Annotated in this window: 28 protein-coding genes; 1 reads left to right on the forward strand and 27 read right to left on the reverse strand. The window is 35.6% G+C overall.

What is annotated here, in order from left to right; all coding sequences use genetic code 11:
- The 16 genes from fliF to F8153_RS04275 form a co-directional block, all read right to left on the reverse strand.
- Positions 1 to 1,548, reverse strand: a complete 1,548-nt coding sequence (gene fliF / locus F8153_RS04200; protein WP_151865114.1) for a flagellar basal-body MS-ring/collar protein FliF — start codon at positions 1,546 to 1,548, stop codon at positions 1 to 3.
- 24 nt (positions 1,549 to 1,572) lie between these two features.
- Positions 1,573 to 1,923 carry a flagellar hook-basal body complex protein FliE gene (fliE, locus tag F8153_RS04205; RefSeq protein WP_243136890.1) on the reverse strand — a complete coding sequence of 117 codons (351 nt, stop codon included), beginning with the start codon at positions 1,921 to 1,923 and terminating at the stop codon, positions 1,573 to 1,575.
- 66 nt (positions 1,924 to 1,989) lie between these two features.
- On the reverse strand, positions 1,990 to 2,430 hold the full coding sequence (gene flgC / locus F8153_RS04210) for a flagellar basal body rod protein FlgC (RefSeq protein WP_151865116.1): 441 nt from the start codon (positions 2,428 to 2,430) through the stop codon (positions 1,990 to 1,992).
- A gap of 6 nt (positions 2,431 to 2,436) precedes the next feature.
- Positions 2,437 to 2,832 carry a flagellar basal body rod protein FlgB gene (gene flgB / locus F8153_RS04215; RefSeq protein WP_151865117.1) on the reverse strand — a complete coding sequence of 132 codons (396 nt, stop codon included), beginning with the start codon at positions 2,830 to 2,832 and terminating at the stop codon, positions 2,437 to 2,439.
- A 478-nt stretch (positions 2,833 to 3,310) separates the two neighbouring features.
- The gene (codY, locus tag F8153_RS04220; RefSeq protein WP_151865118.1) at positions 3,311 to 4,090 is read right to left on the reverse strand and encodes a GTP-sensing pleiotropic transcriptional regulator CodY; all 780 of its coding nucleotides are present in this window, start codon (positions 4,088 to 4,090) and stop codon (positions 3,311 to 3,313) included.
- A 53-nt stretch (positions 4,091 to 4,143) separates the two neighbouring features.
- Complete coding sequence (gene hslU, locus F8153_RS04225; protein WP_151865119.1) at positions 4,144 to 5,532, reverse strand: ATP-dependent protease ATPase subunit HslU; 1,389 nt, start codon at positions 5,530 to 5,532, stop codon at positions 4,144 to 4,146.
- 22 nt (positions 5,533 to 5,554) lie between these two features.
- Complete coding sequence (hslV, locus tag F8153_RS04230; protein WP_151865120.1) at positions 5,555 to 6,088, reverse strand: ATP-dependent protease subunit HslV; 534 nt, start codon at positions 6,086 to 6,088, stop codon at positions 5,555 to 5,557.
- Between the two features lie 92 nt (positions 6,089 to 6,180).
- Positions 6,181 to 8,250: a type I DNA topoisomerase gene (gene topA / locus F8153_RS04235; protein WP_151865121.1), complete on the reverse strand. Its 2,070-nt coding sequence runs from the start codon at positions 8,248 to 8,250 to the stop codon at positions 6,181 to 6,183.
- 69 nt (positions 8,251 to 8,319) lie between these two features.
- Entirely contained in the window at positions 8,320 to 9,411 is a 1,092-nt protein-coding gene (gene dprA, locus F8153_RS04240) for a DNA-processing protein DprA (RefSeq protein WP_243136891.1), read from the reverse strand.
- A 268-nt stretch (positions 9,412 to 9,679) separates the two neighbouring features.
- A complete protein-coding gene (locus tag F8153_RS04245) occupies positions 9,680 to 10,489 on the reverse strand; it encodes a lysophospholipid acyltransferase family protein (protein ID WP_151865122.1) in 810 nt (269 codons plus the stop codon).
- 108 nt (positions 10,490 to 10,597) lie between these two features.
- Entirely contained in the window at positions 10,598 to 11,404 is an 807-nt protein-coding gene (locus F8153_RS04250) for an epoxyqueuosine reductase (protein ID WP_151865123.1), read from the reverse strand.
- 138 nt (positions 11,405 to 11,542) lie between these two features.
- A complete protein-coding gene (locus F8153_RS04255; protein ID WP_151865124.1) occupies positions 11,543 to 12,175 on the reverse strand; it encodes a cyclase family protein in 633 nt (210 codons plus the stop codon).
- A gap of 30 nt (positions 12,176 to 12,205) precedes the next feature.
- The gene (locus tag F8153_RS04260; RefSeq protein ID WP_279237114.1) at positions 12,206 to 12,349 is read right to left on the reverse strand and encodes a J domain-containing protein; all 144 of its coding nucleotides are present in this window, start codon (positions 12,347 to 12,349) and stop codon (positions 12,206 to 12,208) included.
- Between the two features lie 21 nt (positions 12,350 to 12,370).
- The gene (locus tag F8153_RS04265; RefSeq protein ID WP_151865126.1) at positions 12,371 to 12,634 is read right to left on the reverse strand and encodes a hypothetical protein; all 264 of its coding nucleotides are present in this window, start codon (positions 12,632 to 12,634) and stop codon (positions 12,371 to 12,373) included.
- 15 nt (positions 12,635 to 12,649) lie between these two features.
- Positions 12,650 to 12,937 (reverse strand): hypothetical protein, encoded by a 288-nt coding sequence (locus F8153_RS04270; RefSeq protein WP_151865127.1) that lies wholly within the window; start codon positions 12,935 to 12,937, stop codon positions 12,650 to 12,652.
- A gap of 138 nt (positions 12,938 to 13,075) precedes the next feature.
- Positions 13,076 to 14,611: a YifB family Mg chelatase-like AAA ATPase gene (locus F8153_RS04275; protein ID WP_151865128.1), complete on the reverse strand. Its 1,536-nt coding sequence runs from the start codon at positions 14,609 to 14,611 to the stop codon at positions 13,076 to 13,078.
- Between the two features lie 352 nt (positions 14,612 to 14,963).
- On the opposite strand from F8153_RS04275, the gene eam reads away from it, so the two are divergent.
- Complete coding sequence (eam, locus tag F8153_RS04280) at positions 14,964 to 16,241, forward strand: glutamate 2,3-aminomutase (RefSeq protein ID WP_151865129.1); 1,278 nt, start codon at positions 14,964 to 14,966, stop codon at positions 16,239 to 16,241.
- Positions 16,242 to 16,296: 55 nt separating this feature from the next.
- Here the strand turns inward: eam and F8153_RS04285 are convergent, their stop codons facing one another.
- From F8153_RS04285 to ftsY, 11 genes are all read right to left on the reverse strand, one after another.
- Complete coding sequence (locus tag F8153_RS04285) at positions 16,297 to 16,644, reverse strand: YraN family protein (RefSeq protein WP_151865130.1); 348 nt, start codon at positions 16,642 to 16,644, stop codon at positions 16,297 to 16,299.
- A 15-nt stretch (positions 16,645 to 16,659) separates the two neighbouring features.
- Positions 16,660 to 17,265, reverse strand: a complete 606-nt coding sequence (locus tag F8153_RS04290) for a ribonuclease HII (RefSeq protein WP_330577697.1) — start codon at positions 17,263 to 17,265, stop codon at positions 16,660 to 16,662.
- A 244-nt stretch (positions 17,266 to 17,509) separates the two neighbouring features.
- Entirely contained in the window at positions 17,510 to 18,373 is an 864-nt protein-coding gene (ylqF, locus tag F8153_RS04295) for a ribosome biogenesis GTPase YlqF (protein ID WP_151865132.1), read from the reverse strand.
- Between the two features lie 66 nt (positions 18,374 to 18,439).
- Positions 18,440 to 18,796, reverse strand: a complete 357-nt coding sequence (rplS, locus tag F8153_RS04300) for a 50S ribosomal protein L19 (protein WP_151865133.1) — start codon at positions 18,794 to 18,796, stop codon at positions 18,440 to 18,442.
- 146 nt (positions 18,797 to 18,942) lie between these two features.
- Positions 18,943 to 19,695 (reverse strand): tRNA (guanosine(37)-N1)-methyltransferase TrmD, encoded by a 753-nt coding sequence (trmD, locus tag F8153_RS04305; RefSeq protein WP_151865134.1) that lies wholly within the window; start codon positions 19,693 to 19,695, stop codon positions 18,943 to 18,945.
- A complete protein-coding gene (gene rimM / locus F8153_RS04310) occupies positions 19,692 to 20,189 on the reverse strand; it encodes a ribosome maturation factor RimM (protein WP_243136892.1) in 498 nt (165 codons plus the stop codon). The genes trmD and rimM overlap by 4 nt, the downstream gene beginning before the upstream one ends.
- 113 nt (positions 20,190 to 20,302) lie before the next feature.
- Entirely contained in the window at positions 20,303 to 20,530 is a 228-nt protein-coding gene (locus tag F8153_RS04315; protein ID WP_151865136.1) for a KH domain-containing protein, read from the reverse strand.
- Between the two features lie 23 nt (positions 20,531 to 20,553).
- Positions 20,554 to 20,799 carry a 30S ribosomal protein S16 gene (rpsP, locus tag F8153_RS04320; RefSeq protein WP_151865137.1) on the reverse strand — a complete coding sequence of 82 codons (246 nt, stop codon included), beginning with the start codon at positions 20,797 to 20,799 and terminating at the stop codon, positions 20,554 to 20,556.
- A 34-nt stretch (positions 20,800 to 20,833) separates the two neighbouring features.
- Positions 20,834 to 22,180: a signal recognition particle protein gene (ffh, locus tag F8153_RS04325; RefSeq protein ID WP_151865138.1), complete on the reverse strand. Its 1,347-nt coding sequence runs from the start codon at positions 22,178 to 22,180 to the stop codon at positions 20,834 to 20,836.
- Positions 22,181 to 22,198: 18 nt separating this feature from the next.
- Complete coding sequence (gene ylxM / locus F8153_RS04330; RefSeq protein ID WP_151865139.1) at positions 22,199 to 22,564, reverse strand: YlxM family DNA-binding protein; 366 nt, start codon at positions 22,562 to 22,564, stop codon at positions 22,199 to 22,201.
- A gap of 87 nt (positions 22,565 to 22,651) precedes the next feature.
- Positions 22,652 to 23,878, reverse strand: a complete 1,227-nt coding sequence (ftsY, locus tag F8153_RS04335; RefSeq protein WP_151865140.1) for a signal recognition particle-docking protein FtsY — start codon at positions 23,876 to 23,878, stop codon at positions 22,652 to 22,654.
- Between the last annotated feature and the right edge of the window lie 39 nt (positions 23,879 to 23,917).

Consider the following 23,917-nt stretch of genomic DNA (forward strand, 5'->3'; position numbering starts at 1 on the left):
CTACTCTTCACTAAGCCAGTTTTTTAATAGCTGTGCCACTGCTTCGGGCTTTTTGGCTACCATTTTTTCGATTTGCTGCTTAACTTGTGATCCAGATAATTCTAGGTCTATTTCTTCTAGCTCTTCCTTTGGAATAATTTCCTTTGCACTTTCTAAAGGTTGAGCCTTTGATTTCTTTTTAATTATGGTGGCTGTAACAAATATACCAGCTAATAATAATGCTCCTAACATTCCCAATACCCAGAAGGGCATCCCCATAAATCCAGAGGTAGCAGAAGCATCAATAGCTGCCCTCATCTGATCCTGTATAGCATTATTAAACTCCTTAACGCCAACCTGAACCACTCTAGTATCTAAGCCTGCCGCAGCAGAGATAATACTTTGTAATTCCTGTATTTCCTCATCACTTAGACTTCCAGTGTTAATTGCTTGGCTATTTATGTAGACAGCTACTGTTATATCCTTCACCTGTCCTTGGGCTGTAACAATTTTTCTTCTTAATTCATTAATTTCATAGTTTATTGTTTGACTGGCTTCACTATATCTTGAAGCGCTGGGATCATTTTCTACATACTGGGTAGGATCCTCTGTATTTGTATCTGTTCCTGGAGCACCCCCTACCCCTTCATTGGTTGCATTTTGCTGAAGCTCCTGCATGCTTCTAATAATTCCTGTTGTCTCTCCCTCTATCGGAGGAGAAAACTCTTTAATTTCAGTAACTTGACTATCAAAATCTAATTTAACATTGGCCATCACGACAACATTGCCATATCCATAAACAGTTGATAGAAATTCCGTAATACTATTTTCTAAATCCGTCTTCACAACATGCTGTAAGTTCATCTGATCATTTACAGTAAAGCTTCCCGTCCCATCAGATCTTTGATTTAAAACCCGTCCATCACTTCCATGTATGGTAACATTTTCAGGATCTAAACCTTCTACTGCATTTGATACAAGAAGAACGATGCCGTTTATACTATTAGAATCGAGATTTGCATGGGTTCCTAATTCTAGGAATACTGACGCCTTTGAGAGATGGTTATTGTCTGAGAAAACAAAATTACCTTTGTCGGGTACAGTTAAATTTACTACTGCCTTCTTAACCCCTGGTATATATTCTATCGTGCTGGCAAGATAATTTTGCTGAGCTATTAAGAATTTTTGTGTTCTTTCTTCGCTGGTCATCATAAAGGAATTTGAAAAGGCATCCTCAAAGGAAAACCTTGAAGCTGGTAAACCATTGGTGGCTACTACTACCTGTGCCCTCTGTTCATCTTCCTTTGCCACCAAAATTTCGCTACTGGTGGCACCAAGTTTGGCTTTAATGTTATTTGAACCTAGGGTATCAAGAATTTCACCCGCCTGCTTTGCTTCAAGATTATTATAAAGAACTACGTACTCTGTTCTTGTAAAAAACCATATAATTGCAGTAATGGTTATTAGTAATAGAATTGCAGAAATGGCTATTTTAATTTTTTGTTTTTTCTCCATTCCTTGAAAAAACTCATTTAGTTGATTTCGTACTGTTTCTATTGCTTCAGACATTGAATCACCCCATTTCAGCTATAATTAAATCTGCATCCTTGTTATTTCTCGATAAGCATCTAGCACCTTATTTCGTACTTGTAATATTAACTGCATAGAAATATCAGCCTTTTGTGCCGCTATCATAGCTTCATGTATATTGTCCACTTGTCCAGAGGCAATTTTTTCTGAAAAATTTTGGCTTTCTTTTTCAAGGCGATCAGCATTCTTCAAAGATTCGGCAAACATATCGCTGAAGGAAACAGCACCCTTTTCCTTTGTCTCAGCAAACAAACCTAAAGAATTACTTAGGATTTGGCTAGGATTATTGATAATCTTCATTTCTGTTACCATTCCTTTCCTTAAAGTGAAGGGATAATCGTAATTATTTGTCAATCAAGTTTAGTAGGTTTATGTAATTTGCATACTTCTTAAAAAAAATAGTATTAGTCCATACAGATTTTATCGAATTTCTAGGGCCTTCATTGCCATAGATTTGGTTGCATTCATTGCTGTAACATTGGCCTCATAACCTCTAGTTGCTGATATCATATTGGCCATTTCTGTTACTATGTCTACATTAGGCATTGATACGTATCCTTCAGCATCAGCATCGGGATGTCCTGGGTCATATAACTTTTTGAATGGAGATTGATCTTCTTTTATGCCAACTACTTCCACACCCTTTAATCCCGCCTGTCTTTTAGATTCATTATTTAAGTACTGTGTAAAGGGCACTCCATGATCTTTGGTTTTAAAGACCACTATTTGTCTTCTAAAAGGACTTCCATTTGCAGCTCTAGTGGTATTGGCATTGGCTATATTCTTAGATATGGTATCCATTCGGAGTCTCTCAGCAGTTAAGCCAGTTGCACTTATATTTATAGCATTAAATATACTCATCTATCATCACTTCCCTTCATTTATTACAGATTTAATTCTTTGTAACTGTAGATTTAGTTGACTTGTTAGTGTATTGTATAAAATACTATTTTTAGCTAAGTCTGCCATTTCTACATCTATATCAACATTATTGCCATCACGTCTAGTACTGTAATGGGATTCTTCCTTCACCTTATGCTGTATACCACCATCAAGGCTCTGGCCTATCTTAAAGTGCTTTTCATGGGTGGTATTACCAATAATGTTTTTCTTATTTAATGCTGCAGCCAAAGCTTCTTCAAATTCAACGCTGGATTTCTTAAAATTTGGCGTATTGGCATTGGCAATATTGTTGGAGATTACTTCGTTTCTTTTCCAAGAAGCGTTTAAAGCACTTTCCAATAAATTGATATTCTTAAACATTTTATTTCTCCTTTCATAGGTTTATTTAGGAGCTTATCGTTTTAGATGGGGTAACCTAATTTTTGATTGCTTTTCGTAGTAATATATTTTTAATGAAATGCATAAAAATCTTATTTAATAATTAGCCAAAAAAATACTATTTCCTTCTTTTTTTTTTATATTTCTACATACAATACTATGGTCCTATTATGTATATAATCTTTATTTTATTACATTTACAGACTTATAGGAATAATTAATTTGTCTAATGCATATTCTACATTTTATTACAAAAAATTACATAGACTATTATAATATATTCTAGCAGAAACTTCTATAGAAATTCCAAACATAATTGTTAAATTATTAATTATGGTATTATTTTACTATATAATATACAATAATCTTTTTATGTTAATATTTCCATACAAAAAAAGACCTCATTATATGAGGTCTTTATTAATGGTTTATCGCCAGCTGTCATCTACTGACTTTATTATTATCTTTTGGCTTTTCTTAATTCTTCTAATAATCTATCGTTTAAGATTTTAATATGGGTACCCTTCATTCCTAAGGATCTTGATTCGATAACCCCTGCACTTTCAAACTTCCTTAGGGCATTTACTATTACAGAACGAGTAATTCCTACTCTATCTGCTATTTTACTAGCTACTAATAACCCTTCAGTTCCATTTAGTTCATTAAATATGTGCTCTACTGCCTCAAGTTCAGAATAGGATAAGGTTCCAATTGCCATCTGAACCACTGCCTTCTTTCTAGCTTCTTCTTCAATCTCTTCATGTCTTGATCTAAGAATCTCTAATCCTACTACAGTTGAGCTATACTCAGCCATTACTAGATCTTCATCAAGAAATTCATTTTCAAATCTCGCTAGAACAAGGGTACCGATTCTTTTTCCACTACCATTGATTGGTACAATGGTTACTAGCTTATTGTAACTTTGAACATCGTACTTAAAAATCTTCAATAACTCATCCTGTGTAATATTGGATTTCGTTTCGGTAATACTTAAAAGCTGATCATTATACTCATCAGGGAATTTCTTTTCTGCTGTCCTTTCATCGACAATTATTGGACAATCTGATGCATCTGTTAAGCTAACCCCTAAAACCTTCCCCTTCCAACTGGCTATATAAACATTGGCATCTAATATTTCGCTTAGTATTCTGCATAGCTCATTGAAGGATACTGGATGATCTCCTGTTTGTTGTAATATTTTGTTTATTCTTCTGGTTTTTTCTAATAATGCACTGGCCATTGATACTCCTCCTTTGTCTTGTTAAAACAATTATTATTATTTAGATTTACTATTTAGATGATATATTTTTCTTCACTAAAGGTTTTAATTGTTTCCATAAGCTTTTTGTTAACAAAGCTTTTATCTATGGTTATTTCCTTCTGCTCTAACTCTGGAGCATCAAAGGATATATCCTCCAGTAGTTTTTCTACAACATTATGTAATCTTCTGGCACCAATATTGTCTCGTTGTTCATTCAACTTATAGGATATTTTGGCCAATTCTTCAATAGCATCCTCTTCGAAATTCAATTTTATATCTTCAGTTTCTAATAACATTTTATACTGGGTAAGTAAAGCATTTTTAGGTTGAGTTAAAATCGCTTTGAAGTCCTCAATGGTCAAATTATTAAGGTTCACTCTTATAGGAAATCTACCCTGTAATTCTGGTATCAAATCAGAAATTTTCGAAATATGAAAGGCTCCTGCTGCAATGAAAAGAACATGATCGGTTTTTACAGGTCCATACTTTGTCATGACCGTACTGCCCTCGACTATCGGCAAAATGTCTCTTTGTACACCTTCCCTAGAAACATCTGGTCCACCGCCACCTTCTCTACCAGCTATTTTATCTATTTCATCAATAAAGATAATACCATTCTCTTCAGCATTGCACACTGCTTGACTAATAACTTCATCCATATCAACTAGCTTTTGTGCCTCTTGTTCAGTGATGATTTTTCTAGCCTCTGCAACTGTTACTTTTTTTCTTTTGGTCTTTTTAGGAAGGATATCTCCAAGTATGTTCTGCATATTGATATTCATTTCTTCGTTTCCCATACCAGAAAAAAATCCAACTGAAGAGGGCTTGTGATCCTCTACTTCAACTTCAACCAGTTCCTTCTCTAACAAACCAGTCTCCAATTGCTTTTTAATTTGCTCCCTCTTTAATTTTTTATCAGTATCCTTTACATCAGAATTTGATGGATTGTCATCTTCTTTACCTCTAAAAAACATATCTAAAGGATTATAGGAGGTGTCCTTTCGGGGAGATGGATCCAATAGATTAATAAGCCTTTCATTAGATAAAAGTTTTGCCTTTTCATAGTTCTTTTCAATATAGATGCTTTTAGTCATTCTTATTGAGGCTTCCACTAAATCCCTTATCATAGATTCAACATCTCTTCCCACATAACCTACTTCTGTAAATTTGGTAGCTTCTACCTTTACGAAGGGTACCATAACCAACTTAGCCAATCTTCGGGCAATTTCTGTTTTCCCAACTCCAGTAGGGCCAATCATCAGAATATTTTTGGGCTTTACCTCCTCTTTAAATTCTGATGGAATGAGACTTCGCCTGTACCTGTTTCTTAAGGCCACTGCAACAGCTTTTTTAGCCGAATGTTGACCTATAATATATTTATCCAACTCCTCAACAATTTGCTTCGGTGTAAAATTACTCATTAAATCACCTCACATACAATTACTATAACACTTCAACACTAATATTACTATTGGTGTAAACACATATATTTGCAGCAATCTCTAAAGATTTTGTAACGATATCCTTTGCATTAAGGTTGGTATTTTGACTTAAGGCGATGGCAGCAGACAAAGCATATGCACCTCCTGAACCAATGGCAATAACATCTTCATCGGGTTCAATTACTTCACCTGTACCACTTATTATCAACATACCATCTTTATTTAATGCAATTAGCATAGCTTCCAATTTAGTAAGGATCTTATCTCTCCTCCAGCTTTGGGCAAGCTCTACAGCTGCACGTTTAAGATTTCCTCCATGTTTTTCGAGATAGTTTTCGAACTTCTCAGCCAGAGTAAAGGCATCTGCCACAGAACCTGCAAAGCCTATAAGTACTTCATCATTGTAGATCTTTCGTATCTTTTTCGCATGATTCTTAATCACAATTTTTTCTCCAAGGGTAACCTGCCCATCACCTGCTATAGCGCAGTCAATGCCATTTATTCTAGCAGCAACTATTGTTGTCCCTTTAATCATTCCCTCACCCCCGGTTATTTAGTAGGTCCAACTGAATATTACCACAATATGTTGATTTCTTCAACTATATTTAGCAAAATTTCTAAATTTTTTTAATTTTCTATGATTTCTTCATATCCACAATCTTTGTTTAAACAAGTTAAGCTTTCTTTTTTCTTTGTTTTCTTATAAACCAGTATTTCATTGCATTTAGGACAACGTTTATCTACGGGCTTATTCCAAGAAACAAATCTACATTTTGGAAAATTACTACAACCATAGAAGAGTCTACCCTTTTTAGATCTTCTCTCTATGATATCACCATCTTCACAATGGGGACATTTTACCCCGATTTTATTTAGGATTGCTTCTGTATGGGTGCACTCTGGATAGTTACTGCAGGCTAAAAACTTTCCATACCTACCATGCTTAATTAACATTCTTTCTCCACATTCCTTACAGAGTTCATCACTCTCTTCAACCAGGTCTATTTCCTCCATATCCTTATCGGCGATTTTAAGCATTTCCTCAAAGGAATCATAGAAGGTTTTTATGATGCTCTTCCAATCCTGATTTCCATCCTCTATTTCATCTAATCTCTTTTCTAAGTCTGCCGTAAAATGAGTATCTAAAATTTCAGAAAAGTAGTTTTCCAATATTTCTGTTACGATAAATCCTAGTTCCGTCGGCTTTAAGTATCTGCTTTCCTTTTCAACGTATCCTCGGGCTAAGATGGTAGAGATTGTAGGTGAATAGGTACTTGGTCTTCCTATTCCCAGTTCCTCCATTGCCTTTACTAAAGAAGCCTCTGTATATCTAGCAGGGGGTTGTGTAAAGTGCTGTTTGGGCTCCTCTTTAATAATTTTTAGTTCTTCTCCTTCGGTAACTAAAGGTAGATAAACCTCCTCAGAAATAGAAGCATGACTATATACCTTTAAAAATCCGTCAAATTTTAGTCTTGAACCAGAAGCTCTAAATTGGATGCCCTCCACCAATAACTCAAGGGATAAAGTATCATATACTGCTGGAGTCATAAAACTGGCAACGAATCTTTCCCAAATAAGTTTGTATAGGTTATACTGGTCCTTTGTAAGAGAGGACTTTATTTTTTCTGGGCTTCTAGCTACATCTGTTGGTCTTACAGCTTCATGGGCATCTTGTATATCCTTTTTTTCGATTTTTTTTGCTACCTTATCTGAGGTATATTCTTTTCCGTATTGATGTGTTATATAGGCTATCGCTTTATCCTTGGCTTCATTGGAAATCCTTGTTGAATCCGTTCTCATATAGGTAATAAGACCAACGGTTCCCTCTTTATCAACATCTATCCCCTCATAAAGCTGTTGGGCAATAGACATAGTTTTTTTAGTTGAGTAACCTAGCTTATTAGATGCTTCTTGCTGTAGGGTACTTGTAATAAAGGGTAGGTATGGATTTCTTTTCTTTTCACTGGTTTTTACAGACTCAACAGTTAGTTTTTTTCCCTTTATTCTGTTTAAAATGCCATCTACTGCATCCTTATTGGGTAACTCCTTATGATCCTCTTCATCACTATGAAACTTTATCATAAGGGCTTCTTTGCTTTTCGATTCAGCTTTAAGGAATAAACTCCAGTATTCTTCGGACTTAAAGTTTGTAATTTCCTCTTCTCGATCCTTTATAAGTTTTGTAGCTACCGATTGAACTCTACCAGCACTTAATCCCTTTCTAATATTTCTCCATAATAGGGGGCTAATTTGGTAGCCAACCAGACGATCCAAAACCCGTCTTGCCTGCTGGGCATCTACAAGATTTTTATCTATTTTCCTAGGCTTTTTGATTGCATTTTTAATAGCATTTTTTGTAATTTCATTAAACTCAATTCTACAGGGTTTATTCTCATCGATATTTAAAGCATTGGCTAGATGCCACGATATTGCTTCCCCTTCTCTATCGGGGTCAGTTGCTAGCAGTATTCTATCTGCTTTTTTTGCCTCTTGTCTAATGTCTTTAAGTACGGGACCTTTACCTCTTATGGTAATGTACTCAGGCTCAAAGTTCTGTTCTATATCAACACCAAGCTTACTTTTAGGTAAATCAATTATATGTCCTATGGATGCTTTAACGACATAATTTCTACCCAAAAATTTCTTTATTGTTTTAGCCTTAGCGGGTGATTCTACTATTACTAACGATTTTGTCAATTAATACACCTCCATACTAAAATTCCTAATGGAAAGATTAGTAAAAATCATAATTACAATTATATCAGCTTATTTAGCTACTGTAAATCTTTTACCAGAAAGTTGAGTTATTAGTCCCTTTAATTCTAGAATTGATAAAATTCCATTTAGTCTTTTAATATCTAACTTGCTATTATATAAAATCAAATCTATGTGAATCGGTTCTTCTTTAATGATATTATATACAATCATTTCATCTTCACTTAATATTTCTTCCCTCATATCATTATCAACCTTATTCTCAAGGGGATATATCCTTGTTAAGTCCTGTATGATGTCTTCAGCTTCAAGGACAATTTTGGCACCATCTCTAATTAACCTGTTGGTACCTTTACTCTGGCCAGAATTGATATTTCCAGGTAATGCATAGATATCTTTCCCCTGATCTAAAGCAAAATCCACAGTTATAAGGGCACCGCTTTTCTCAGCAGCTTCAATAACCAGCACTCCATCGGATAAACCACTTATAATTCTATTCCTTGCAGGAAAATAGTACTTTTGAGGTTGTCTCCCTGGAGGATACTCAGAAATTATACAGCCCTTTTCATGGATCTCTTCTAATAACCCTCGATTAGATGCAGGATAGCATTGATCTATACCAAAGCCCAAAACCCCTATGGTATAGCCCTTTTCTTCTAAAGCTCCCCTATGACCTTCTGAATCAATTCCTGATGCTAAACCACTTACGATGCTAATTCCCCACTGACTTAATTCTCTAGCTAAATTATATGCTGCCCATCTACCATAGGCTGTTGCTTTTCTTGATCCCACTATTGCAATCGTTGGAAGGTTCAACTCACTCCTACCTTTTATATATATTACCTGTGGTGGATCGTATATGCGTTTTAATTTTTCGGGATAACCATCATCCGCAATTGTTAATGTCTTTATCTGAAGCTCTGTTAGCTTAGACGTTATCTCCTGTAAATATGTTTCATTTCTATTTTTAATCAATTTTTCTGCAATTATGCTATTATTACTAAAGGCTTCCTTTATATATTCATCCTTTCCATACCAAAAATCCTGTAAAGAACCAAAATAATCATAAAGTAAATTTATGTGCTTAAAATCAGTTAAACCCATATGATTTAGAGCAATTAATATTTCTCTATCCTTTAGCACTGTAAAGCCCCCCTAGATCAATAATATAAGGGATGTTGATCTTTAAAAATCCCTTTTACTAAAATTTCAAAACCATCAAAAAATAAATATTTTTCAAATTTTAACCAATACACATTATATACTATATAGTAATTTAAATAAATAGCAAAAAGATTAATAAATAATAATTATTTAATAGGTATTTATACACAATAACCTTCTTCTTTAGTAATAAAACCCAGCAGGGTACGTATAACATATATACGTTAGCTCTCTGGGTTTTTAGTATTTATTTTACACTATTATTTAATTCCCATCCTTTAATTTCCTCATCTATGAAATCAACAATATGATTATGCTCATCTTTTCCATTTCCTTCTATTGTAAGTGCTTCTCCTATTGCAATATATATTGGTCTATTTCTGTATATGGGACCTAAATCCTTCATAATCTTGCCATTCTCCCAAAAATCGGTTTTAATCGCTATTGGTACTACCTGAACATTATTTTTTTTAGCAAGCTTCACCCCCAAGCTATTGAACTCTTCAGGAATGAAATTCGTCGTTCTTGTGCTCTGGGGAAAGATAATTAAAGAATATCCTTTTTCAAGCCTGTCCTGGCCTTCCCTCATTACAGTTTGCAAATCTTCTCTAGGATTTTTTCTTCCAACTACTACTGGTTCTCTAGATCTTACTATTGGTCCAAATACAAAATGCTTCACAAGACTATCCTTAACAACGAAGGTTGAGTCTAAATAGGGAGCGATGATAGATGGAAACACCATCGTTTCAAGAGTACTCATATGATTACTGACAAAAACCACAGGGCCTTGAATTTTGGCTAAATTGTCTATACCTGTTATATGGAATTTTCCACCACAGCCTTCAATTAGCTTAAATATCTCGTAAGAAGCCTGGGCCCACTCTTCTCTATTTAACCTTTCGATTCCTTTGTCCTTAATAGTCTTTCGAACCTTTAAAAGGATATTTACAAACTTTGTTATAAAATAGAATCTTGTATTTAAAAATAACCGATCCCCTAATAACCTAGGCTGGCTATCACTGGTGTGATATTCACCTTTTGGAAAGTACTTTATCATCATCTCATCTCCTTTTATCTAAGGAAATTATAACAGTATATTTTAAGGTGGGCAATTATAATTTGAATTTAAATAATATTGCCTTGGAAATAGTAAAATTTCAACATATTATTCAGTTGATGTCGAATTATCCGAAAAATTCCTTTGGGTTGGGATTTTAGTTGAACAAGGTTGATTTACAACACACTTCCCACATACATCAGCCAAACCTATATCTTTAAGATTATCAGCATTTTCAAGACACATTTCATAGCATTTAAATCGATTAAAGGAATCCGGTGAAAGAGCATCCATAACGCAGCTTTTTACACAGGTTAAACAGCTTCCATTTGCCTTATATAGGCAATTCTCCCCTTCACCTCTTATTGTTGGGGGAATCTCTAAATCCGTTACAATACTGCCTATTCTTCCACAGCAACCTTTGGAGGTTATGAGCATTCTATTAACCCCAAAGGTTCCTAATCCTGCTATATATCCTACATGCCTATGGGACCAATGACTAACAAGTTTTTCTTCATCAAAATTATGGGTAGCCGGTATGATAGAGGAGTTATATCCCAGCATTTTCAATTCTTTATTGATAAACTCATTTAAATCTCTTATGAGCTGGTTGGTTTCAATATAGGATATACCCCATAGTTCAGAGCTAAAACGTCCACCTACATTGCTTTTAACCACCACCTCGTCAAAGGGAATAAAATAGGCAATAACCGTTTTAGGATTATCCATAAAATCCTTTGGCAGTTGATGTTGGGGGTCAACGATTTTCTTAAGTTCCAAAAAAATGGGATCTTCAGACCAGGCATAGGTGATTAGGGGTTCCTTCCAGTTACAGATTGTAGCTTTTTCTTCCTTATACCCCCTCACAAACTCATTAATTGAAACTTCTAATTGATCCTTATATTCTTTCAACATTTTTTAACTCCTTTCTCATTGAGTAATTACGATGTCACCGCTGTAAATTGCTGTTTTGAAGGACTGAGGAGGAGGCCTTGGCCATCACTAATTTCTCCTTTATCCTTTATCCCATCTCCCCATAATCCTTCAGTATATCTATATCATAGCAATAGCCCTTATTGGTGAACCATCTGAATCAACAACTTTTAAGGGCAAGCAAGAAAATATAAATTCTCCCCTTACCTCCAAAAGGTTGGTTAAGTTTTCAATAATTAAAAAATTCTTCTTCATGAAGGTATTATGTATAGGAAAACCTATAGAAGTCATTGCATCAACGGAAATTGCATCCACACCAATGCCCTTGAGATTATAGTTCATTAACCACTGGGCAGCTTCAACTCCCAAAGCTGGAAAATCCTCAAAGTATTTTGAGGTTCCCCAATACTCACTCCATCCCGTATGAATAATTAGAAAATCAGCAGTCTCAAGCTGATCTTTATATTTTAATAAATCCTCAACACCAATTTCACCCTTTGGTTTATCGAGAAAATCTATCTTAACAGCCTTCCCAATGAAAGAGTCTGCAGAATATTGGTCTAAGGATTTCCCCCCTTCTATCATATGGGCAGGAGCATCCATATGGGTTCCTGTATGGGTATACATTGCCAATAGATGCTCTACAAACCCATTGTCTTCTAAGGTATTAGTCTGAGTGATATTGGGTCCCTTTGTACCTGGAAAAACAGGCATATTTTCTTCTATAAGCTGTGTTAAATCAATTATATTCATCTTTAGTCCTCCTAATATGTAGTAATATCTTTACTTTTTAAATAGCTTATCATAAATATCGAGAATCTCAATCATTTTTTCTGGATCTCCACCATGATCTGGATGGTATTTTTTTGCAAGGAGTCTAAACTTTTTCTTTATTTCTTCGATTGTTGCCATTGGTGTTAATCCCAATGCTGCTAAAAGGTCTAGGCTTTAAATAAACATAGAAAACAAAGATCTTATTAAGTAAAATTCAATGGCGATGGTTATGACACAAAGAAAGAATAAAAGACCTAATTTAAATTCGGCAATACGATCCCTTAAATATCTTCCCTTAAAGAGGGAAAAGACATCAGGGGTTATTAAAAACTTAAAGGCTTCACGAAATTCCTCGTCACTCTCAAAAAGCCACTCTTTGATGTATTTGTAGACTGGTATATTGATAATCGCAAGAATGATAATGAGTATAATCTCCATATAAATATCCCCTTCTTAATCCTTTTTTCTTCTAGCAAGGGAAATGCCCCCAAAACCACTTATTACTGCTATGTAAAAGCCAAAATCGTACCAAAAACCAGTATTTACCACTTCGTATAATCGGTAACCATCCTTAAAAAAGCTTAAAATAAGAGAAATTGGAGCTATCCAACCATGCCATACTCCCCACAAAAAACCAGCGGGATCCTCTGGGGTATAGCTTCCATCCCCTGGTACACAGCCAGTTAATACAAAGGAAACCATCATTAATAATAGTGTAATTTTAAAAACTTTCATTTTCATCTTAAATCTTCCTTTCTTTTAAGTGAGGGAATTAGTAATTTTCACTTTTTATTTTACACTTTTCACTTTTCACTTTTCACTTTTCACTTTTCCTTATATCTATAACTATGATAATATAAATCCCAATAGAAAACAAAATTAAAACTTAAAAAACTGACTTCCATTTCTATATTGAAGGGCTTCAGAAATATGTTCTACTTGGATTGATGGACTGCCATCAAGATCCGCAATAGTTCTTGCAACCTTTAATACTCGATTATAACCCCTTCCACTTAGCTTTAGCTTATTAAAGGCTACCTCCATTAGGTTTTTAGCCTCTGAATCAAGCTTACAATGCTTTCTTATGGCTGCTGGGGTTAGCTGAGAGTTATTTAAAAACCCAGATTCCTCATAACGTTTCCTTTGGGCCTCTCTAGCGGCCTCTACTCTATTTCTAATTGTTTCTGAGGATTCAGATTTACTTTTCCCTGCAAGATCCACAAATTCCACGGATGCTGTTTCAACAATTAAGTCAATTCGGTCTAGCAATGGTCCTGAAATCTTTCCAAGATATCTTTTAATGTGTTGATGGGAGCAGCTACATTGATTTTCTGATTTGGTTCCAAAAAAACCACAGGGACATGGATTCATAGATGCCACCAACATAAACTTTGAAGGAAAGGTGAAGGAACCATTAACCCTAGATACGCTTATTTCGCCATCTTCAATAGGTTGTCTTAAAACTTCTAGGGCCATTTTATTAAACTCTGGTAGCTCATCTAAAAACAATACCCCATTATGGCTTAAACTAACTTCACCTGGTTTAGGAATTCTTCCCCCACCAGTTAGAGCTACATTGGATATGGTATGATGGGGAGACCTAAAAGGTCGTAAACTTACTAAACCCTCTTTAGGATCTAATAGACCTGCCACACTATAGATTTTTGTTACCTCTATAGCCTCCTCATAGGACATCCTAGGTAATATAGAGGGTAATCTCCTTGCAGCCATTGTCTTACCTGAACCTGGGGGACCAATCATCAGGAGGTTGTGGCTTCCTGCTGCAGCGATCTCCATAGCCCTTTTAAGATTTTCCTGACCCATAATATCATTAAAATCCAAAACTCCTTCTATCATTTTAAAATTTTCAGTTCTTCTACCAATTTGTACTGAAAGCTCCAATTCACCATTAAGATAATCGACTAAGTCTTTAAGGGTTTCTACCCCTATACATTCTATTCCAGGTACATACTTCCCTTCTGAAAGATTATCCATTGGCAATAATACCTTCGAAATCCCTATACCTTGCATTCCCAGCAGCATAGGCAAAACCCCTTTAATTCTATTAATTTTCCCATCAAGGGACAGTTCCCCCAGAATAAAATGATCCTCTATTGCAAGTTCCTTCTTAATTTGACCTGATGCTTTAAGGATTCCTATGGCAATAGGCAAATCATAATGGGTACCTTCTTTTTTTGCATCTGCTGGAGCTAAATTTATGGTAATTCTTTTTAATGGAAACTCAAAGGAGCTATTTTTTATTGCTGCTCGAACCCTTTCCTTAGATTCCTTCACCTCTATATCTGCCAATCCTACTATGTTCATGGCAGGTAAACCATTTGATAAGTCAACCTCCACATCAATGGGACTTACATCCAAACCGCTAAAGGAGGAGGATTTGATCTTTGATAACATAACTTCACATCCAGTCATTTAAATTCTTTCTTCCTTTTTCGTCATAATCATTTCAATTTCCTGCTATTAATCCTATATTCTTCCTTATTTTTAAAAATAAAATGATTTTTCCAAAAAGTAATAACTTTGTCCAATTTGACATAATAATGAAAATATAATATAATTTAAGACTAACGAAACATTTCAAACTGCAATTGTCATACATCCCTTCGTGACATATCTTAATATCAAACATTAATTTCCTAAAAAAAATAATAATCAAATTCTGTGTTAATAATAATGATTGACACCTTATTTTGTGATACCTTTTTTACGATTATTTTTACATTAATATAAGAAGGAGGAGAGGGTTATGGAAGAAAAAATTTTTGAAAAAACCCCAAGGGAAATATCTTTAAGCAGAGCTGCCCAGTTAAAATCAAGAATCGAAGATTATCTAGATATAAGGGATAAGATTCCCAAAGGCATGTCGGCTGAACAACAGGAAAAAATGAAGGTTAAAAAAGAAAAGATCCTTAAGCTTTTTAATGCCACGGAAGAGGACTGGAAGGACTGGAAGTGGCAGCTTAAGAACAGAATATCTGATGTTGACACTTTAACAAAGATCATTAATCTTGATGAAAAGGAAATTAAGGCTGTTCAACAGGTACAGAAAAAATTTAGATGGTCTATTTCTCCCTATTATCTTTCATTAATCGATGATGACAATAAATTTGATCCTATAAAGCTTATGGCTATACCTACAAAATTAGAAATAGAGAAAAAGTCAGGAAAATCAGACCCTCTAAATGAGGAATTTACCAATCCTGCTGGATCGATTACCAGAAGATATCCCGATAGACTGATTATAAACGTAACAAATGAATGTGCTATGTATTGTAGACATTGTCAAAGAAGAAGGAATATTGGTAGCGATGACTTACATCAATCTAGGGAGATAATTCAGGAATCCCTTGATTATATTAGAGGGAATCCAGAAATCAGAGACGTTTTAATAACCGGAGGAGATCCCTTCACCCTCTCAGATGAAATGCTGGATTGGCTATTGGGAGAGCTCCACGCTATTCCTACTGTAGAATATATTAGACTAGGTACCAGAACAATCGTTACGATGCCCCAGCGTGTTTCTGATGAGCTATGTAATATTTTAAAGAAGTATCATCCTATTTTTATCAATACCCATTTCAACAGTCCGATAGAAATCACTTCCGAGGCTAAAGAGGCCTGCGAAAAGTTAGCCAATATAGGAATCCCTTTAGGAAACCAAGCTGTTCTACTAAATGGGGTAAATAACGATAAATTTGTTATGAGATTGTTAAACCACGAACTGTTAAAATGTCGTGTAAAACCCTACTATATCTTCCATGCTAAGAAGGTAGTTGGTACTTTACACTTTAATACCTCCGTCGATGAAGGCATGGAAATTATGGAGTACTTAAGGGGTTATACCTCAGGTATGGCAATACCAACCTACATAATTAATGCTCCAGGTGGCTATGGTAAAACACCAGTATTACCCCAATATATATTATCCCATGGAAAAAATCACGTAAAAATCCGGACATGGGAAGGTAGAGTGTTGGATTATCCTAGCATACCATCTAAGCCAATTGAAGAGCTATTAAAATAAGTATAAACAAAGACCAGTCTAGTGACTGGTCTTTATACTATTATTTTGCCATCGTCTAAAATGCATTCATTATGTGATTAATACTATACTCTTCACCCTTTTTGATAATTTCTATAACATCAAATCGATAATCTGCTTCTGCAACAGGATTATTTTGAACATAATGAAGGGCTAGTCTTTGATAATTCATTTGTTTTTTATAATTTATGGATTCTCTGGGCTGCCCATATACTGTTGATGTTCTAGTTTTCACCTCAACAAAGACTATTAGATTTCCCTTCTTCGCGATAATATCCATTTCCCCAAACCTTGTCCTATAATTATTAAAGAGAATATGGTATCCTTCTCTAATCAAATAGCTTCTGGCAAAGGCTTCTCCATCCTTACCTAAAGATTTTTTCATAGCATTGTCCCGACCCTAAAGAATCTTCTTTAGAAAGCTCTTTCTATGGAGCTGACTTGGTCCGAATTTTAATAATGCCTCCACATGGAGCTTTGTACCATAACCCTTGTGTTGTTCTAATCCATAATTGGGATATTGAACTGCCCATTTCAGACACATTCTATCCCTTATAACCTTTGCAACAATAGAAGCTGCAGCAATACCATGGGAGGTATCATCTCCTTTAATAATGGAACTTTGGGGAATATCCATATGGATTGATTCTGCATCAATCAATAAATAATCAGGTTTTATGATGCTACCCGACTGATCCTTTAAGCTTAAAACAGCCCTTTTCATTGCTAAACGGGTTGCATTTTTTATATTAATTTCATCTATTACCTCTGGGGTAACTGTACCCACACCAATGGCAATGGCATTTGCTTTAATGATTTCGTAAAGGGCCTCTCTTTTCTTGGGAGTTAGCTTTTTAGAATCCCTAACACCTTCAATTATGTAATTCTTTGGCATGATAACGGCTGCCGCCAGTACACTACCAAATAAACAGCCCCGTCCTACTTCATCTATACAGGCTATGTATTCATAGCCCTCATCCCATAGCTGGCTCTCCAGCTGTAGCATCTCCAAGATAAAACCCCCCTTTGAAATTGAAAATTGAATATTGAAAATTTAAAATTAAAGACAACATTAAAAGAATAGAGATGTTGTACTACGTAAAACTTTTAAGCTGAAGATTGCTAGCAGAAAATTAAAGACGAAAGTTATAATAGATTATAAAAGCTCTAAAACAACAAAACATTCTAATGAAGTGGTGTTTTAGCACTTTATTCTATGGTTTTCATTTTCCATTTTTCATTTTCAACTTTCAATTTGTAATATTTACTTCCTCCGGATACTCCAAAGTGATCCTTCCAATTTTTCCACCTCTAAATTCATCCAATATAATATTGGCAACCCTGGAAAAATCAATTTCTCCACCCTTTATTAAGCAGCCTCTAACACGGGCTATTTCATTCATTGTTTCTAAGGGGGTCTCAGGAACTTCTTTTAGAGAGTATCTTTCCATTAACTTATCCATATGTAAGGGGATCAGAACTTCTATTAGTTTAAGGGCAAGGGTTTCAATATCCATAATCTCATCCTTAATAGCACCCGTATAGGCCAATTTCATTGCAACATCTTGATCCTCGAATTTAGGCCATAGTATTCCCGGGGTATCCAGTAACTCCATATTACCCTTTAAGCGTATCCATTGTTTCCCCTTTGTCACACCAGGCCTATCCCCGGTTTGAGCACTTTTCTTACCAGCCAGTTGATTAATCATAGAGGATTTCCCTACATTGGGTATACCCACCATCATAATTCTAATGGCTCTATTCCTTCTACCCTTCTTAAGTAAAGCTTCCCTTTTTTCTTTGGTGGCCTCTTCTGCCTGTTGTATCACATTTCTTAAACCCTTACCGCTGATTGTATTGACAGGAATGGCGGTTATATTTTTACTTTTATAATAATGAATCCATTTAGTTGTTGCACCTTCATCGGCTAGATCAGCTTTGTTTAATACAACTACCCTAGGTTTAGAGCCTATCATTTGGTCTATTTCAGGATTTTTGCTACTAAAAGGGATTCTAGCATCTAAAAGTTCGAAAACAACATCTACAAGCTTTAGTTGTTCCTTTAAAAGCTCTCTAGTCTTCTTCATATGACCTGGAAACCAATTTATATTCATGAGTTTTCACCTACCCTTAATAAAACCTTTCATTATAAATAAAGGGACTGAAAACAGTCCCTTTTATTATTTGCTATACTTTTTCTTTTCTTTAATCTTGAAGGCTGCCTTACCAACTCTATCCCTTAGATAGAATAACTTAGCTCTTCTAACCTTACCTCTTGTTACAACATCAATCTTTTCGATTTTAGGAGAGTGCACTGGGAATGTTCTTTCAACTCCTACACCATAAGAAATTCTTCTTACAGTAAAGGTCTCAGCGATTCCGCCACCTTGTCTTTTTATAACAATTCCTTCGAAAACCTGAACTCTTTCACGAGAACCTTCTTTGATTCTAACATGTACTTTTACAGTGTCACCTGTACCGAACTCAACCATATCCTTCTTAAGTTGTTCAGTTTCAATTGCTTTTATTAAATCCATATATGTCCCTCCTCTCTTCCTAGACGTTCATATGACTCCAACATAGAGGACCGCCCGTAATACCTTTGTAATTATATCATAACCAATCTTCATTGGCAATAGAAAGCTTATAAAGTTTGTGGATTAATTTCAGCATTATTTTCAGCTTATTTTCTATCCTTTTCTTCTATAGTAATTTTCTTAAAGAGCTTTTCTTTATCCTTAGGGACAACAAAGTCCTTTAGAAGATCCGGTCTTCTATTTCTGGTCAGCTCCACTGATTGTCGAAACCTCCACTCATCAATATCCTTATGGTTCCCAGAAGTTAGAACATCTGGAACAGTCATCCCTCTAAAATCCTGCGGTCTTGTATATTGAGGATACTCCAATAATCCATTATAAAAGGACTCATCCTTATAGGATTCCTCCTGTGATAATACTCCTGGAATTAACCTTGCTACAGCATCCACAACAGCCATAGCAGGAATTTCTCCTCCAGTTAATACATAGTCTCCAATGGATATTTCATCTGTTACTAAGGTGTCAATAATCCTTTGATCGATTCCTTCATAATGACCACAGATGAAAATTAAGGCCTTCTCCTTTGAGAGCTCTTGAGCCAGCTTCTGATTGAAAACCTTACCCTTAGGAGACATATATATTGTCCTTGGGGCCTCTATAGAATCAAGATTTTCTAGAGCTTGCTTATGACAATCAAAAACCGGCTGTGGGGTCATAACCATTCCAGGGCCACCACCGTATGGATAATCATCCACCTTTTTATGCTTACTATCAGAAAAATCCCTGATATTCAATGATTGAATATCCAAATATCCATTGTCTATAGCCCTTTGAAGAATACTAGAACCAAGGGTTTTATCAAACATCTCTGGAAATAAGGTTAGTATTCTTATTTTCATTCAATCATTCCTTCAATTGGCTTAACAACGATTCTTTTATTATCAATATCGATAATAGGGATGAACTCCTTTACCGAGGGAATCATATATTCTTTTCCTTCGTCATTGCCAATAACATATACTTCACTAGGTCCTGTTTGTATTATGTCCTTAACTTTACCTAAGTAGACATCCTTATCTGTGTAAACATCAATTCCAATAATATCGGCTATATAGTAGGTATCCTCAGGCAGCTTTCTTCTTTGGCTCTCATCAATAAACAATTCCTTACCCTTTAGCCTTTCCACTTGATTGATATCGTTAAACTCTTTAAAGGTAAGAATCACCATATTTTTTTGGTATTGAACATTGTTTATAATGAGCTTATCGGTCTTATCTAGATAAACATATTTTAGCTCTTCAAATCGTTCTGGATAATCAGTTGTAGGAAAAACCTTTACAGCACCTTTAATACCGTGGGTGCTTGCAATCTTACCTACCCTTAGATATTTCATCTTCATTCACCTGCCTATTTCCCTTGATTGTTGCAAAAACCTAGCAGCCTATCGTATTCAATTAGATACTTTAGGTACTAGGTTTTACGGAGCTTAAATTAAAAGTTTTTTAATTAGATAATCTCTACTATAACTCGTTTATTGTCCTTAGTAGCTGCAGCCTTAACTACAGTTCTAATGGCTTTAGCAATTCTTCCTTGCTTTCCAATAACTTTTCCCATATCCTCTGGGGCAACCTTCAGTTCAACAATAATGGATTGATTACCTTCAACTTCATTAACAACAACTTCCTCAGGATTGTCTACCAAAGCTTGTGCAATTACTTTAACTAATTCGCCCATTTTCGTTAACCCCCTAAACATTATTATTCAATAATGCCGCTCTTTTTAAGTAGATATTTTACAGTATCAGTAGGTTGTGCGCCATTGTTTAACCACTTTGTTGCCTTTTGGTCATCTATTTTAATTTCCTTTGGCTCGGAAACTGGATTATAATATCCGATTTCTTCGATGAATCTACCATCCCTTGGTGCACGAGAATCAGCTACTACTATTCTGTAGAAGGGTCTTTTATGCGCTCCCATTCTCTTTAATCTGATCTTAACTGCCATATATTTCACCTCCTTTAAATAGTAAAATGAAAAATTATCTTCCAAAGAAAGGTAGTTTAAACTTTCCTCCCTTTTTCATTTTGTCCATATCTGCAAACTGCTTCATCATTTTTCTTGTTTGTTCAAATTGTTTTAATAATCTATTAACCTGTTGAACATTGGTTCCGCTTCCTGCAGCAATACGTTTTCTTCTGCTACCATTGATTATTGATGGGTTCTGTCTTTCCTCTTTTGTCATGGATTGTATTATGGCCTGAATATGAACAAGCTCCTTTTCATCTACATCCATACCCTTTAGCTGTTTACCTGCTCCTGGGATCATCTCCAAAAGCTGACTAATGGATCCCATGCTTTTTACCTGCTGTAGCTGATCAAGGAAATCATCAAAGGTAAAGGATTGACTTTTAATTTTCTTTTCTAGCTCCATTGCCTTTTTTGCATCAAAATTTGCTTGGGCCTTTTCAATTAGGCTTAATACGTCACCCATGCCAAGGATTCTTGAAGCCATTCTATCGGGATGGAAAACCTCAATACTGTTTTCATTAAGTTTTTCACCTAATCCAACAAATTTTATCGGCTTACCTGTAACAGCCCTCACAGATAGGGCTGCCCCGCCCCTTGTATCTCCATCTAGCTTTGTTAGAATCACTCCATCTATTCCAAGCTTTTCATTAAAATGCTCTGCAACATTAACTGCATCTTGACCTGTCATAGCATCCACAACTAACAGAATTTCATGGGGCTTTACATTTGATTTTATGTTTTGCAGCTCACCCATTAAGTCGTCATCTATATGAAGTCGTCCAGCAGTGTCAATAATCACAAAATCATTTCCATGATCAAGGGCATGCTTAATACCTTCATTTGCAATTTTTACTGGATTTTCTTTATCTCCAAGGGTGAAGACGGGTACATCCACCTGTCCCCCAACAATTTGTAATTGTTTGATGGCTGCCGGACGATAAATGTCACAAGCCACCAACAGAGGACGTTTTCCTTGCTTCTTAAACATATTGGCTAATTTCCCACCCATGGTGGTTTTTCCTGCCCCCTGTAAACCCACCAGCATTAATATGGTAGGAGGCTTGGATGAAAAATTTATTTTACTTTGGGTTGTACCCATTAAAGCCGTTAGTTCTTCATTTACAATTTTGATAATTTGCTGCCCAGGAGTTAAGCTTTCTAAAACCTCGGCTCCAACAGCTCTTTCTTTAACCTTATTTATAAAATCCTTTACAACCTTAAAGTTAACATCAGCCTCCAGCAATGCCATTTTTACTTCCCTCATTGCCTCAGTTACATCCTTTTCGCTGACCTTACCTTTCCCCTTAAGCTTTTGTAAAGTACTTTGAAGTTTTTCTGCTAAGCCTTCAAATACCATTTTGAAACCTCCTTGGGTTTAGTTCAACATTTCCATCAATAACTCTTTAATGGATGCAATTTTTAATTCCAACTGATTATTAGAGGATCCTGATTTGATCATTTCCTCTAAAACAATGATCTCTTTTAAAGCCCCTTCAACATTTTGAGTTTTATCCGAAAACAATTGAATGAGTTTCAGCTTTTCTTCATATTGGTATAATATTTTTTCTGTTCTCTTTATTGTATCGTATACCGCTTGTCTAGAAATATCAAAAGTTTCAGCTATTTCCCCTAGGGATAAATCCTGATTATAGTATAGGTCAATCATATCGCGTTGTCTTTCTGTTAATAGCTGATTATAAAAATCAAATAGCATAGAGATTTCTATGGTTTTTTCAATCATGGAGAACACTCCCCAGCAGTTACTGTAAAGGTTTTTTACTTTACAGTAGTATTCTATACTAAAACCCTAGTGGTGTCAACACTTTTATTATTCCTGTCCAAATAGAGCATTTACAAAGGCCTTTGAATCAAATTCTTGTAGATCCTCCTTTTGCTCTCCTACTCCAATAAATTTAACGGGGACCTTTAGCTCTCTACTGATGCCTATCACTACCCCACCCTTAGCTGTACCATCCAATTTGGTGAGAATAAGGCCTGTAATATCAGCAGCTTCATTAAATATCTTAGCCTGTTGAATGGCATTTTGCCCTGTGGTGGCATCTAAAACCAACAACACCTCCCTGGTGGCATTGGAGTATTCCCGCTCAACTACTCTAAAGATCTTTTCCAGCTCCATCATTAGGTTCTTCTTATTATGAAGTCTACCAGCTGTATCACAAATTAGAACTTCAGCATTTCTTGCCCTAGCTGCCTGTATGGCATCATATATAACGGCTGCTGGGTCTGAGCCCTCTTGATGATGAATTACTTCAACCCCTGCCCTTTTTCCCCATACCTGAAGTTGATCGATGGCGGCTGCTCTAAAGGTGTCGCCAGCTGCTAATAAAACCTTCTTTCCTTCTCCTTTTAATCGGTGGGCAATCTTTCCAATGGAGGTGGTTTTACCCACTCCATTAACCCCCACAACAAGGATTATAGCTGGTGAAGGTTCTATTTTAAGCTTCTCATCATCAGATAATTCATTCAGAATTTCGAATAACTGCTCCTTTAATAACTCTTTAATAGCCAAGGGGTCTTTAATTTTTTCTGACTTAACCTTATCTTTTATTGCATCTATGATATCCATAGTAGTTTGAACACCGATATCTGCGGTAATAAGGATTTCCTCCAGCTCATCGAATAGATCATCATCGATTTTTTGGTAGGATTTAATCAACTCATCCACCTTACCGGTTATTCCTTGCTTTGTTTTGGCTAAGCCCTCTTTGAGGCGTTGGAATAGACTTACCTTTGTAGGAGGCTGTTGTTGGGGTTCCTCTTCTAAAATTACAGGCTCTTCCTCTTCCTCTTGAACCTCAAATTCCTTCGCTATTTCTTCATAGTCTTCATCCAGTTCTTCTTCATATTCCTCAATTTCTTCATAGCCTTCCTGAACTTCCTGTCTTATCTCTTCCTCTTCAGCTTCTAAGATTTCTTCAGGCATGCTACTACCCTCAAGTTCTTCTAACTCATGGGAAAGATATTCTAGATCTTGATCCTTTTCTTTTTCGATAGTCTCTTTATTGGTTAATTTATTGAATAGCTTTTTAAACACTTTGAAAACCCCTTTCGGAAATTGATAAGTAGATAACCC

The sequence above is a fragment of the Alkaliphilus serpentinus genome, assembly GCF_009017255.1.
GTDB lineage: Bacteria > Bacillota > Clostridia > Peptostreptococcales > Natronincolaceae > Alkaliphilus_D > Alkaliphilus_D serpentinus.

What these genes read in the sequence shown, in the direction of transcription:
- fliF (WP_151865114.1), bottom strand. Translation starts at nt 1,548, where the DNA reads ATGTCTGAAGCAATAGAAACAGTACGAAATCAACTAAATGAGTTTTTT.
- flgC (WP_151865116.1), bottom strand. Translation starts at nt 2,430, where the DNA reads ATGAGTATATTTAATGCTATAAATATAAGTGCAACTGGCTTAACTGCT.
- flgB (WP_151865117.1), bottom strand. Translation starts at nt 2,832, where the DNA reads ATGTTTAAGAATATCAATTTATTGGAAAGTGCTTTAAACGCTTCTTGG.
- codY (WP_151865118.1), bottom strand. Translation starts at nt 4,090, where the DNA reads ATGGCCAGTGCATTATTAGAAAAAACCAGAAGAATAAACAAAATATTA.
- hslU (WP_151865119.1), bottom strand. Translation starts at nt 5,532, where the DNA reads ATGAGTAATTTTACACCGAAGCAAATTGTTGAGGAGTTGGATAAATAT.
- hslV (WP_151865120.1), bottom strand. Translation starts at nt 6,088, where the DNA reads ATGATTAAAGGGACAACAATAGTTGCTGCTAGAATAAATGGCATTGAC.
- F8153_RS04245 (WP_151865122.1), bottom strand. Translation starts at nt 10,489, where the DNA reads ATGATAAAGTACTTTCCAAAAGGTGAATATCACACCAGTGATAGCCAG.
- F8153_RS04250 (WP_151865123.1), bottom strand. Translation starts at nt 11,404, where the DNA reads ATGTTGAAAGAATATAAGGATCAATTAGAAGTTTCAATTAATGAGTTT.
- F8153_RS04255 (WP_151865124.1), bottom strand. Translation starts at nt 12,175, where the DNA reads ATGAATATAATTGATTTAACACAGCTTATAGAAGAAAATATGCCTGTT.
- F8153_RS04265 (WP_151865126.1), bottom strand. Translation starts at nt 12,634, where the DNA reads ATGGAGATTATACTCATTATCATTCTTGCGATTATCAATATACCAGTC.
- F8153_RS04270 (WP_151865127.1), bottom strand. Translation starts at nt 12,937, where the DNA reads ATGAAAATGAAAGTTTTTAAAATTACACTATTATTAATGATGGTTTCC.
- F8153_RS04275 (WP_151865128.1), bottom strand. Translation starts at nt 14,611, where the DNA reads ATGTTATCAAAGATCAAATCCTCCTCCTTTAGCGGTTTGGATGTAAGT.
- eam (WP_151865129.1), top strand. Translation starts at nt 14,964, where the DNA reads ATGGAAGAAAAAATTTTTGAAAAAACCCCAAGGGAAATATCTTTAAGC.
- F8153_RS04285 (WP_151865130.1), bottom strand. Translation starts at nt 16,644, where the DNA reads ATGAAAAAATCTTTAGGTAAGGATGGAGAAGCCTTTGCCAGAAGCTAT.
- F8153_RS04290 (WP_330577697.1), bottom strand. Translation starts at nt 17,265, where the DNA reads ATGCTACAGCTGGAGAGCCAGCTATGGGATGAGGGCTATGAATACATA.
- ylqF (WP_151865132.1), bottom strand. Translation starts at nt 18,373, where the DNA reads ATGAATATAAATTGGTTTCCAGGTCATATGAAGAAGACTAGAGAGCTT.
- rplS (WP_151865133.1), bottom strand. Translation starts at nt 18,796, where the DNA reads ATGGATTTAATAAAAGCAATTGAAACTGAACAACTTAAGAAGGATATG.
- trmD (WP_151865134.1), bottom strand. Translation starts at nt 19,695, where the DNA reads ATGAAAATAAGAATACTAACCTTATTTCCAGAGATGTTTGATAAAACC.
- rimM (WP_243136892.1), bottom strand. Translation starts at nt 20,189, where the DNA reads ATGAAATATCTAAGGGTAGGTAAGATTGCAAGCACCCACGGTATTAAA.
- F8153_RS04315 (WP_151865136.1), bottom strand. Translation starts at nt 20,530, where the DNA reads ATGGGCGAATTAGTTAAAGTAATTGCACAAGCTTTGGTAGACAATCCT.
- rpsP (WP_151865137.1), bottom strand. Translation starts at nt 20,799, where the DNA reads ATGGCAGTTAAGATCAGATTAAAGAGAATGGGAGCGCATAAAAGACCC.
- ffh (WP_151865138.1), bottom strand. Translation starts at nt 22,180, where the DNA reads ATGGTATTTGAAGGCTTAGCAGAAAAACTTCAAAGTACTTTACAAAAG.
- ylxM (WP_151865139.1), bottom strand. Translation starts at nt 22,564, where the DNA reads ATGATTGAAAAAACCATAGAAATCTCTATGCTATTTGATTTTTATAAT.